Below are 12,308 nucleotides of genomic sequence, written 5' to 3' on the forward strand. Positions count from 1 at the left end.
GATGAAAGCCGGAATTTGTTTATACATGATTATGCCATAGCTAAATCCGGATTTGATTTAGTGACAGGCCCAAGAATGAAGCTAAAAGTCATACCTGGAAAATTGACATTCGATTTGGCCGATATTATCAAAAACGAGTTATACATGCATGGAGAAAATTAGATGTCAATTGTTTTTATGCTTCAGCTAAATTGTTGTTTATATATAAAAATTTCATGGCTTCCGGACAACTCATAACTCCCCAAAAGAATTATGATGATGTCGGAGTTTTCTATCGTACTCCACTTATCTACAATTTTAACGTAGGATATAATCTTAATAATTGGAATTTTGAATTAGGAACACGTAATCCATTTTCTACTTTTGTAAAAAAGAGAGAGTATACTTCGGATATCTATAGCTCATATTCCCGGAATTATGGTCCGAAAAAAACGATCATGTATTTTATGTGAATGTGAGTTATCGGTTCAACTGGGGTAAAAAGCATACATTTAAGCAAATAGAAATAGAGAAGACAAGAAACTCCGCCATATTGAAAGCAAATGAATAATTAATTATAGATATGATTTTTTCGGAAATCGATAAGGTTCCTTGTCATGTTGCATGAAACGAGGGGTTTCATTTGCAAGATAATGTTGTTGGTCTCTATTTAAATTCATTACTTTTGTAGGAAAGAAAAACAAAAAATGTCATGAAAACATTCGATCAACTAATCATCACGACCGGCTTTTTGGCGTCTGCCTCTCCTGCGATGGCAGACGAAAAGCCGGAAGCGGACTCTGGACGCCCGAACATCCTTTTCATCCTTTCCGACGATCATACCTCGCAGGCGTGGGGAATCTATGGAGGAATACTGAGCGAATACGTGAAGAACGAGAATATCCGCCGCCTGGCGGCCGAGGGGTGCGTGCTTGACAACTGCTTTTGCACGAACTCGATCTCCGTGCCCAGCCGCGCGGCTATCATGACAGGCGCCTATAGCCATCATAACGGGGTCTATACGCTTGAAGACAGGCTCGATCCGGCTTTGGACAATATTGCGAAACGCATGCAGGAGGGAGGGTATCAGACGGCCCTTTTCGGCAAATGGCATCTCAAGACGCAGCCGTCGGGTTTCGACACCTTTTCGGTTTTCCATGACCAGGGGGAATATTGGGACCCGCTTTTCAAGACCGCGGAGGGCTGGATAGACGATGATAAAGGGAAAAGCGGCAAGGTGGAGAAGGGCTTCTCGACCGACCTGGTGACCGACAAGACGATCCGGTGGATCCGTTCGCGCGACAAGGACCGACCCTTCATGATGTGTTGCCATTTCAAGGCGACGCACGAACCGTGGGATTTTCCCGAACGGTTGAAACATATTTATGACGGAGTCACGTTCCCCGAACCGGCAAACATGATGGAGTTCGGGCCGGAAGAATCCGGGCGTACGTTCCCCGGACAACCGTTGGAAGATATGGCCCGCCGATGGGGGATCGCCTCGAAAGACCCGGATTCCTGGTGGTGCAAGTATCCGGAACTGCCTTTTTCCATAGAAGGAATGGGTAAGGAAGATGCGCGCCGGAAAATCTATCAGAAGTTGATTCGCGACTACTTGCGTTGCGGAGCGGCCATCGATGACAATATCGGCCGCCTGCTGCGTTTCCTCGATGAAGAGGGGCTGTCCGAGAATACGATCGTAGTCTATGTCTCCGACCAGGGTTATTTCCTCGGCGAGCATGGCTTTTTCGACAAGCGCATGATGTACGAGGAGCCGCTTCGCATGCCGTTCGTTATCCGCTACCCGAAGGAGATCCCGGCCGGGACGCGCAATTCCGACATCATCCTCAATATTGATTTTGCCGCTACGCTGGCCGGCTATGCCGGGGTGGACGCCCCGTCGTGCAGCGAAGGCCGCAGCTTCCGCGACAATCTGAAGGGCGAGACTCCGCGCGACTGGCGGCAGTCCATGTACTACCGCTACTGGACGCACCACAAGATCCGTCCCGCCCACATGGGCATCCGCAACCATCGCTACAAACTGATGTTCCTCTACGGCGATCCGCTGAATGCGACCGGATCGGATAAGGCTCCCGTCACGCCGTCGTGGGAGTTCTACGACCTGCTCGCCGACCCCCACGAAGACCATAACGTCTACAATTCCCCCGCTTATGCCGGTGAAATCGAAAAGATGAAGCGCGAGCTGCTGAAACTGCGTCGCGAGGTTGGCGATACCGATGCCGCAACGCCCCGGATGCAGGAGATTATGGATGAGTATTATTGGTAATCATCCTTTCTTCATCTTCTTGTACTCCAGCGGCGGCATCCCCATGATCTTGCTGAAGAGGCGGGAGAAGTAGTCGGTATCTTGGATGCCTTCTGGGAAAGCAAAGGGTTGGTAACCCCTGAGAAATACCGTGAATCATGTGCTCCGATCGTCCTGCTGGCGCGCCTTCAGAAGCGTGCTTACACAAATGCGGAGACCTTTACTGCGAAGATGGCATCTATCATTTCGGTCCCGAAGCGATCCGTAAAGGGCAGTTGACTTGGCAGCTCGAAAGCGAAAGCGGAGAGATTGCGGCAAGCGGCAAGCTGTTTGTCCTTGTGGTCGATCCGGTTAAGGATATAGAGAAACGCCCGGCCATGCAACAATTGCTGACATCAGTCCGCAACTATGTCGCTTCCGACCGTTTTGCCCCGACTGTTACCCTGCAACTTTACGAACTCGATGCTTTGTTCGACTATAACAAAATCCAGGAGACGGAAACTCGTTCGGACGAAGCTATCAAGCAGTTATTAAATCAATAAACCGTATCTTTGCAGGAGACAAAGAAAGAATAATATCGATTTAATACGAATGAAAAAGGAATTTTGGCTAACTTGCATAAGCGCATGCCTATTGGCTGCCTGTTGCGAAAAGGAGTCACTGCCTGTCACACCGACAAGCAGTGACTTGCAGTTTGGTCACTTGGCCAAGACTTGGGATGAAGGAATTCCGTTGGGAAATGCCACAGTAGGAACATTAGTCTGGCAACGCGATTCTGTGCTACGTTTTTCGCTGGATCGGACGGATCTCTGGGACTTGCGCCCGATGGATAGTATTGCAGGACCGAACAATCGTTTTGCCTGGGTCTGTGAGCAGGTGAGGAAAGGGGATTATCTGCCGGTGCAGAAGAAGTTCGACCACCCTTATAACGCCTTGCCTGCCCCGTCTAAGATACCGGGGGCGGCTTTGGAGTTCCCGTTGAATATCGGGAAGGTTTCTTCCGTACATCTTTTCCTCAATAATGCCCTTTGTGAGGTGCTTTGGGAGAACGGGACGAAGTTGCAGACGTTCGTGCATGCCGACGAACCGGTCGGATGGTTTGTCTTCGAGAATCTGCCGGATACGGTTTCGCCGGAGATCATTGCACCCCGCTACAGTAACCCGGACGAGGTCGCAGGTGACAACTCGCATGCCGGTCCGGCCCTGGGACGCCTCGGATATAAACAGGGGACGATACAGAAGGAAGCCGGTACGACCACTTTCCATCAGGAAGGGTGGGGAGGCTTTTCATACGATGTGGTCGTCCGTTGGCAGCAGAAAGGCGGCACGCTCAGCGGCGTATGGAGCCTGACCTCTTCTTTGGCCGCCGACCGGGCCGACCAGGAAACGGCAGAAGCGATGGAGCGTGGCGTGGAGGCAGATTACCGCTCGCATATGAACTTCTGGAAAGGCTATTGGGCACAGTCGTCCGTCTCGCTGCCGGATACGCTCCTGCAGAAACAGTACAACAACGAGATGTACAAGTTCGGGGCGGCTACCCGCGAAGACTCCTATCCGATCTCCCTTCAGGCAGTCTGGACAGCCGATAACGGTATGTTACCGCCCTGGAAAGGAGACTACCACCATGACCTGAACACACAGTTGAGCTATTGGCCTGCCTATACCGGCAACCATTTGCAGGAGGGGATGGGCTATCTGAATACCCTCTGGAAACAGCGTGACGTGTATAAGAAATATACCCGCGAGTATTTCGGGACGGACGGGATGAATGTCCCCGGCGTCTGCACCCTGACCGGCGAGCCGATGGGCGGATGGGTACAGTACTCCATGTCGCCGACGGTCAGCGCATGGCTGGGACAGCATTTCTATCTGCATTGGAAGTATTCGGCCGACCGCATTTTCCTGAAAGAGCGGGCCTACCCGTTTCTGAAGGACGTGGCGACTTATCTCGAACAGATCTCCACAGTCGATGCTGACGGAGTACGCCGGTTGCCGCTGAGTTCCAGCCCGGAAATTTTCGACAACTCGATCAATGCGTGGTTCAAGGATATGACAAACTATGACCTTTCCTTGATGCACTTCGCTTTCAATGCCGCTTCCGAGCTGGCTTCCGAATTGGGGTTGGCAGACGAGGCCGCCCACTGGAAAGTGATCGGTGCTCAACTGCCCGATCTGAACCTGGATGAAGACGGGGCCTTGACCTTTGCAAAAGGTTTCCCTTACGACCAGTCGCACCGTCATTTCTCCCACGCCATGTCGATCCATCCGCTCGGTCTTATTGATTGGAGCCAGGGCGAGAAATCCCAGGAGATCATAAAAGCGACCTTGAAGAAGCTACAAAATTTCGGGCCTGATTACTGGTGCGGCTATTCCTATAGCTGGTTCGGGAATATGAAAGCTCGTGCCTTCGACGGGGAAGGGGCTGCCGATGCACTGCGCACCTTTGCCGAATGTTTCTGCCTCCCGAATACGTTCCATGCGAACGGCGACCAGACGAAAAGCGGAAAGTCGAAATTCACCTACCGTCCGTTTACTTTGGAAGGAAACTTCGCCTTTGCCGCCGGTATCCAGGAGATGCTGCTCCAGAGCCATACGGGCGTTATCCGGGTGTTCCCGGCTGTACCGGTTGCCTGGCAGGATGTATCTTTCGACAAACTGCGTGCCATGGGCGCTTTCCTTGTCTCGGCCGAAAAGGTGGCGGGGCAGGTGCGGCAAGTCCGTATCTTGCCCGAACAGGGCGGGACGTTGCGTCTGGCTATCCCTGAAGGATGCAAAGTCGCTTCCGTAACGGGCAACAAGGGAGATAAACTGGAGAAGGAGGGAGTCCTGATTCTGGAAACAGAGAAAGATAAAACAGTGACAGTACAATACAATTAACTTATATGAAACACGTAAACAAGATTTTAGCAGGATTGATAACCTGCTGCGTTATCCTCCTGTTCTCAGGATGCAGTCCCAGACAAGGGGAGAAGCACGATTTTTCTATCGGGAAGGGAACCTTCCTGCTGGATGGCAAACCATTTGTGATTAAGGCGGCGGAGATACATTACACCCGTATCCCCGCCGAATACTGGCAACATCGTATTCAGATGTGCAAGGCACTCGGCATGAATACGATCTGTATCTATGCGTTCTGGAATATCCATGAGCAGAAACCGGGCGAGTTCGATTTCAAGGGGCAGAACGATATTGCCGCTTTTTGCCGGCTGGCCCAGAAAGAAGGCATGTATATCATGTTGCGTCCCGGCCCTTATGTCTGCTCTGAGTGGGAGATGGGCGGACTGCCCTGGTGGCTGTTGAAGAAGGAGGATATCAAGCTCCGTACCAACGATCCCTATTTCCTCGAACGGACGAAGCTGTTCATGAACGAGATCGGCAAGCAGTTGGCCGACTTGCAGGTGACCCGGGGCGGGAATATCATCATGGTACAGGTCGAGAACGAGTATGGGGCATATGCTACCGACAAGGCGTATATCGCCAATATCCGCGATGCGGTGAAGGCAGCAGGCTTTACGGATGTCCCGTTGTTCCAGTGTGACTGGAGCTCTACTTTCCAGTTGAACGGTTTGGATGACCTGGTCTGGACGATCAACTTCGGGACAGGAGCCAATATCGATGCCCAGTTCAAGAAGTTGAAAGAGGCACGCCCCGATGCTCCGCTGATGTGCAGCGAGTTCTGGAGCGGATGGTTCGACCATTGGGGACGCAAGCACGAGACGCGCGATGCCGGGGTGATGGTTTCCGGTATCAAGGACATGCTGGACCGCCATATCTCCTTCTCGCTCTATATGGCGCACGGGGGGACGACTTTCGGACATTGGGGCGGTGCGAACAGCCCGGCCTATTCCGCCATGTGCAGCTCCTACGATTATGACGCCCCGATCAGCGAGGCGGGGTGGGCGACTCCCAAATACTACAAGTTACGTGAACTACTGACACAATATGCCGATTCCGGCCAGGTCATACCCGATGTCCCGGCAGCTTATCCTTTGATCGAGATCCCGGCGTTCACCGTCGGCGAAGTGGCTCCGCTGTTCGACAATCTGCCTGCTCCCCAGGCTTCGAAAGAGATTAAACCGATGGAGCAGTTCGACCAAGGTTGGGGAACGATCCTCTACCGGACGACTCTGCCTGCCGTAAAGGAAGGAACGACCCTGTTGATCGATGAGGTGCATGACTGGGCACAGGTCTTTGCCGATGGCAAACTATTGGGCCGTCTGGATCGTCGCAGAGGTGAAAACACGGTGGTGCTGCCGGCTTTGGCAGCAGGAACGCGCCTGGATATCCTGGTAGAGGCGATGGGACGTGTCAACTTCGATGTTGCCATCCACGACCGTAAGGGGATTACGGATAAGGTGGAACTGATTAGCGACACCGGCAGACAGGAACTGGAAGACTGGCAGGTTTACAGCTTCCCGGTCGATTACGCTTTCGTACAGGACAAGAAGTATGCAGCGGGAGACAAACTCGACGGACCGGCTTATTACCGGACTACTTTCGAGCTGGATGAAGTCGGAGACGTGTTCCTCGACATGCAGACTTGGGGAAAAGGCATGGTTTGGGTAAACGGAAAGGCGATGGGCCGCTTCTGGGAGATCGGACCTCAGCAGACTTTGTTTATGCCCGGATGCTGGTTGAAGAAGGGAAAGAACGAGATCATCATCCTCGACCTGTTAGGCCCGGAAAAGGCTGTAGTGGAAGGCCGGAAGGAACCGATCTTGGATATGTTGCGGGCTGAAGCCCCGGCTACCCACCGTGAAGAGGGGCAGACGCTGAACCTGAAAGGTGAGAAACCGGTTGCCAACGGTGCGCTGAAACCCGGAAACGGCTGGCAGGAAGTGAAGTTCGGCCGGACTGTCAAGGGCCGCTATTTCTGCCTCGAAGCATTGGATGCACAGGATGGCAAGGACAATGCCGCTATGGCCGAGTTCTATCTGTTGGACGAAGACGGCAAGCCGCTCCCCCGCCAGCATTGGAATATCTCTTATGCGGACAGCGAAAGCACGCAGTGGGGTAACTTCACTGCCGATAAGATCTATGACTTGCAGGAATCTACCTATTGGAGCACGAAGCAGGGAGACAAATATCCGCACCAGGTCGTGATCGATTTGAAGGAAGAGCAGACGATATCCGGTTTCCGCTACTTGCCCCGTGCAGAAGAAGGATTCCCCGGCATGATCAAAGGATATAAGGCGTATGTGAAAGCTACACCTTTTGCGATGTAGTTCTGTCTTTGCTCTTCCGGGCTAGCACAGGAACGAATAAAAGAAAAAAGGTTATAGGGTAAAATAAAATTCCCTATAACCTTTTTTCTTTTACTTTATAACGTATATGACTTTACCTTACAAGGTATATACTGTTTGTAGACGAGCCTTAGAAGATGTCTATTCCAGCAAGGGCGGCAGCCTCCGTATGGGCGGCGATTTCCGCTGCTTCCACTTGGACGTAGCGGGCTTTTACCGTTTGCTTGAAATGATGGTAGCGTTTGGACGGGTCGTTGATCAGGTTGCCGAATTCGAAGCGTTCCACCTCTTTCCAGTTCTTTCCGTCGTTGCTGATCCGGATGATACCGGCTACCGTGCCCTTACCGCCTTGTTTTTGCGGGGTGAAGGCAAAGCCGCTTACCGTTTGCTGGCTGCCGAGGTCGATGGCGAGGGATTGCGCGGTCTTGTCGGCTATCTTCCATCCCTTCTTGACCAGCCCGAACCGTTCCTGCAAGATAGCTCCCTTTTCTCCGTTCAGGATGGCTACCGCTTTCAGTTCGCTGTTTCCCATCAGGAAAGGTGCTTTATATTCGGTAGAGCCTGCCGATGGTTCCGTTCCGTCTGTCGTATAGTAGATCTTGAAACCTGCGTTCAGGTTCTCGGCAATGTTCTCACCGTGCGCTTTCCAGCCGAATTCTTGTGCCATCGGTTCGATGGTAACCAATCCGTCCATGCTTCTCTGTGCGCTCAACCGGGGCGGACGGGCTTTGTAGTGATGGGCGGAGATGGTGCAGATGGCGGGTGTCAGGCGGGATTCGAGTATGCGGACCCGTATCTTGTCCGTCGTGACATCCGGGAAGCGCAGGATTCGCTTGTAGCCGATGTTGGTGGCATGGGCGATCTCTTTCCATCCTCCGTCGATCCAGGCATCCACGGCGTGTCTTTCCACCCGTTCCCCGTTGGTGGCAATCGCTTCCTGGAGAACCAAACGGTTGAGGGTGACAGGTCGGGGAGTGGAGATGACGATTCCCGCCCCGTCCTTATCGGCCGTCACATAGGTGTCTGCATTTTGGTCGAGCACCTCTTTCGGGCCTTTTGCCTGACGGAACAGGTCGGTCCCGTAGGTTTCCCGGATTCGCTGGCCGGTTTCCTTCAGCACGGCTACATCTGTCGGAGAGAATTTGCCGTCCCGGTTGGGCGGGATGTTCAACAGGAAGGTGGAGTTGCCTCCTACGGCGCGTTCATAGATGTCGAACACATCGTCGGTGCTTCGTACTTTCTGGTGCGTGTCGTCCCGGTAGAACCAGCCTTCGCGGATGGAAGTGTTGGTTTCGGCCTGCTGGTAATGCAGGTATTTGGCTTTATAGAGCTGTTCACGGCTTCCGAGGTCTTTGTCCGTCATATCGGCGAAGTTCGACATCGTGTCCGGATTTGCCTGGTAGGGGATCACGTTCCATTCGGTCGACCGTGTGCCGCCGGCTTCATTGCCGCACCACCGGACATCTTCCCGTCCGAAGATAACGGCGTTGGGGGCAAGTGCCTTGATCAGTTTTTTCCAGGCGGGATAGTTGTAGGTCTGTCCGCCTTTCCGCTTGGGATGTGCCCCGTCGAACCATACTTCGTGGATCGGGCCGTATTCGGTTAGGATCTCGAAGAGTTGGTTGAGGAAGTATTCGTTGTAGTCGTCCACTACGAATTCGAAACGGGTCTTGTTGGCAAAAGGCCGTCCGGGGACTTCCCGCGGGATGGTCCGTTTGGTGTATGGGCTGAGGTTGCCGTACAACCCTTCCGGGTTTTCGATATGGTACAGGTCTGCCGGTGACAGATAGACGCCTAACTTCAATCCGTATTTGCGGCAGGATTCGGACAGGTCTTTCAGGATGTCGCCTTTGCCGTCGCGGAAACCGGTGGACATGATGCCGTGTTTTGTGTAACGGCTTTGCCACAGGACGAACCCGTCATGGTGCTTGACCGTCAGAATCACCATCTTCATGCCGGCTGCTTTCATGGCCTCGCACCACTGGTCCGTGTCGAGCTCTTTCAGGTCGAAGACTTTCGGGTCTTCCTTTCCGCTTCCCCATTCCAGGCGGGTAAAACTGTTCGGCCCGAAATGGATGAAGGCGATAAACTCGTTTTGCAATGCCGCCAACTGGTTGGGCGAAGGCACGACATGGGCGGCTTTCGCGATGATGTCCGCGTGGCTGTCGCCTGCTTCGACCTTGATCGTGTTCTGAAATGGTATCTGCTTGTCCTGGGCTTGCCCTTGTAGGGAGAGCATGGCTCCGAGCAGGAGGATAAAAGTGTGTTTCATGTTTATAAATGATTATTTGGAGATATTGAAATTGTTTGTTTCTACTATTTGCCCATCCCGGAGGAAGACTACCTGGTAATCCGCTTTATCCGTCCATTTCCCCTTTTCAGGGGTAAAGGTGAGGCTTGCTTTTTCATACGGTTGCAGGGGCTTGACCGTATGACGGCCCATTCCTGCCCCGGCTTGCTTGATTTCGACTGTCATTTCTCCTGATACCGATAGTCCGAAGTTCTGGATTTCCAGTTCGACTTCGTTCCGGCCTTCCCGGTAAACGGGACGTCGGCAGGACAATAGAGCCGGCTTGTAATCGACATAAGGCAGGTTCGCATATCCGAACAACAGTTTTCCGTTTTTATCCTTTCCGATCATCTTCGGAGCGAATTCATCCGGTGTGATGCCGCTTCCCTTACCGTCGAATGTCAGGATAAGGTCTTTTCCGGATGCTTCGGTTTTGACCACTTTACACCCTCTGCCGAAGTTCACTTCGTTGTATGAACCGAACCGCAGGGACGGCACATCGATCTCCCGGAGCGGGTCGAAGCCTTCTTCCGCCAGGACCTTGACCCGGATGGTTTCAGTGGAGGCCGTTATCGGTGTTCGGTTTAGGACGGACAATAACATCCCTTTGTTCATCGGGATACAGATATTCTTCGAACTGTGGTTGTCATTGCCATGATCATCCCATTTGACGGTGTCGATGACGGCAAAGTTCATCTGCTCTACACGTCCTTGTTTGTCTTGGAAGACTTTAGGACGTTCGTATTTGAACCAATGCTCGACATGCCCGTCCCGATGGAAGGAGATGCCGGGCACATAGGCTTCCCCTTGTTCCGTCACCCAATGGATGCCGTCTTTGGAACGTTGGTAGAAGGCGATACGTCCCAGCCAGTCATTCACGATCAGGTGATATTGCAGGGAGTCCCGCCAGATGACCGGGTCCTCGAACTCTCCTTTGACAGGCGGATAAACCCGCTTGTCCGTGATCTGTTCGTAAGGGGCGATGCCGTCTTTGCTGATCCAGATGCCTCCTCCCCGGCAAACCATCAGATAAGAACCATCCTGCCTTTTGGCAAAGCTGAGGTTGCTCAGTCCTTCGATGATCTTCCGGTCGCGGGGATTGAACGTAAACTTTCCGTATTGCCAGGGGCCGTTGACCTGGTCGGCTATATAATATCCGTCGATGACATATACGACGATCCGGCCGTCGTTGAGGACGAAAGCCTCCGGGTTATGCCCTTTCCCGATTGTGTCTTGGATGGTGAAAGGCCCATGCAGATGATCGCCGGTTGCGTGATAAACGGTTGAATTGGGCCATTCCATATGCCCTTTGGGTGCGCTTTCCGGCCATCCGCATACGAACAGATGGTATTTCCGGTCTGGCGTTTGGAGGATATTGCCTCCCCAGAAGGAGATATCGGGATGTTCGATACCGTTGTCGATATACCGGGGGCGTACGCTGTCCGCTCCCCACGTCTCTCCGGAGAGCGTGCCATCGGGCATTGCTTCGAAACGATCCATGTAGCGTCCGCCTGTAATGAGGTGTTTCCATTCTGCCGGCCGTTCTCTTTCCGTGATTTGGGCGGTGAGTGGCAGGGGAGCCAGACAGGCTGTTGCTAATAGTAATTTTAATTTTTGTATGTTCATATGCTTCTGTATATACGATAATTTGCCCAGCAACGATTGTTACAAGGCAAATATAGCAGTCTTTCTTCACATAGTTAGTAAATGGATTCGGGTTTTTCCCGCGAAGCAGGTCCATACTGCGCATGATCAATTCTCTATCACTTCTAAAACATGGTGTTTTATCATATGATTGGAAACCAGTGTATTGCCTTCTTTAGCTTTTGAAAAAGCATATAAAATAATCGAATAAACAAATGTAAAAACGAATATAATAGGTATTAAATTGGCAAAATACGGTTCTTCATTCCACAAAAGCCCTCTCTTTTTTTAGCAAAGACAAGCACATAATTTCGTAAACACCCCCATGTTGCCATCCTTAACATCCGGGTGTAGAGAACTGGTACACCCGGGTGTAAGAGGGGGCAACATGGGGGTGTCCGGCAACTAAAGTACCGTGCCGGACAATGAAAACCACCCGGTTTTACCTATTTTATAGCCGTTTTTACATAAAATAATCGAGTGATTTGCAGGGATGGAAATAGGGTGTTTATCGTTTGTTTTATTTGTAATATGTTAATATGCAGATATGTATAAGCGGAATACCTGTTTCCTATCCAAGTTGCCAGTGATAGGATTGTGATACCGTAGTGATAGAGAAAACGGGCATATATCACTAATCAAATAAGTTGAATATCAACTGGTAAAAAGAAATCAGTGATACAGTGACAGAGGAAATGGGAAACATAGTTCTTCGTCACTTTCGGGGCAGGTCATGTGCTAAAGCTAATAAGTTTATTGCATAGCAAGGTAATGCTTGCCCTGTTGTCTTTATGCATGTTTAGGATTTAGATAAACAAGTTTTGGTCGCACCTAACTATTTCCCATCAGTCTTTTGTTGGAGGAGCGGAAACTCCGAAAGTCTTGA

6 protein-coding genes are annotated in these 12,308 nt (G+C 51.7%); 4 read left to right on the plus strand and 2 right to left on the minus strand.

The annotated features are described in order from the left end of the window. Positions 1–691 precede the first annotated feature (691 nt). The 4 genes from KTG12_RS12575 to KTG12_RS12590 all read left to right on the plus strand — a co-directional run bounded on the left by KTG12_RS12575 (position 692) and on the right by KTG12_RS12590 (position 7,470). Positions 692–2,266: a sulfatase gene (locus tag KTG12_RS12575; protein ID WP_138272570.1), complete on the plus strand. Its 1,575-nt coding sequence runs from the start codon at positions 692–694 to the stop codon at positions 2,264–2,266. A 137-nt stretch (positions 2,267–2,403) separates the two neighbouring features. Then, complete coding sequence (locus tag KTG12_RS12580) at positions 2,404–2,787, plus strand: hypothetical protein (protein ID WP_227225905.1); 384 nt, start codon at positions 2,404–2,406, stop codon at positions 2,785–2,787. Between the two features lie 49 nt (positions 2,788–2,836). Beyond that, positions 2,837–5,122 (plus strand): glycoside hydrolase family 95-like protein, encoded by a 2,286-nt coding sequence (locus tag KTG12_RS12585; RefSeq protein ID WP_138272569.1) that lies wholly within the window; start codon positions 2,837–2,839, stop codon positions 5,120–5,122. Between the two features lie 5 nt (positions 5,123–5,127). Further along, complete coding sequence (locus tag KTG12_RS12590) at positions 5,128–7,470, plus strand: beta-galactosidase (RefSeq protein WP_138272568.1); 2,343 nt, start codon at positions 5,128–5,130, stop codon at positions 7,468–7,470. Positions 7,471–7,618: 148 nt separating this feature from the next. On the opposite strand, the gene KTG12_RS12595 is transcribed toward KTG12_RS12590, so the two are convergent. After that, positions 7,619–9,760, minus strand: a complete 2,142-nt coding sequence (locus KTG12_RS12595; RefSeq protein WP_138272567.1) for an alpha-L-fucosidase — start codon at positions 9,758–9,760, stop codon at positions 7,619–7,621. Between the two features lie 12 nt (positions 9,761–9,772). Further along, positions 9,773–11,404, minus strand: coding sequence for a glycoside hydrolase family protein (locus KTG12_RS12600; protein WP_138272566.1), 1,632 nt, complete (start codon positions 11,402–11,404; stop codon positions 9,773–9,775). Positions 11,405–12,308 lie beyond the last annotated feature (904 nt).

Source organism: Parabacteroides sp. MSK.9.14, assembly GCF_019041495.1.
GTDB lineage: Bacteria > Bacteroidota > Bacteroidia > Bacteroidales > Tannerellaceae > Parabacteroides > Parabacteroides merdae.

What these genes read in the sequence shown, in the direction of transcription:
- KTG12_RS12585 (WP_138272569.1), top strand. Translation starts at nt 2,837, where the DNA reads ATGAAAAAGGAATTTTGGCTAACTTGCATAAGCGCATGCCTATTGGCT.
- KTG12_RS12600 (WP_138272566.1), bottom strand. Translation starts at nt 11,404, where the DNA reads ATGAACATACAAAAATTAAAATTACTATTAGCAACAGCCTGTCTGGCT.
- KTG12_RS12595 (WP_138272567.1), bottom strand. Translation starts at nt 9,760, where the DNA reads ATGAAACACACTTTTATCCTCCTGCTCGGAGCCATGCTCTCCCTACAA.
- KTG12_RS12575 (WP_138272570.1), top strand. Translation starts at nt 692, where the DNA reads ATGAAAACATTCGATCAACTAATCATCACGACCGGCTTTTTGGCGTCT.
- KTG12_RS12590 (WP_138272568.1), top strand. Translation starts at nt 5,128, where the DNA reads ATGAAACACGTAAACAAGATTTTAGCAGGATTGATAACCTGCTGCGTT.
- KTG12_RS12580 (WP_227225905.1), top strand. Translation starts at nt 2,404, where the DNA reads ATGTGCTCCGATCGTCCTGCTGGCGCGCCTTCAGAAGCGTGCTTACAC.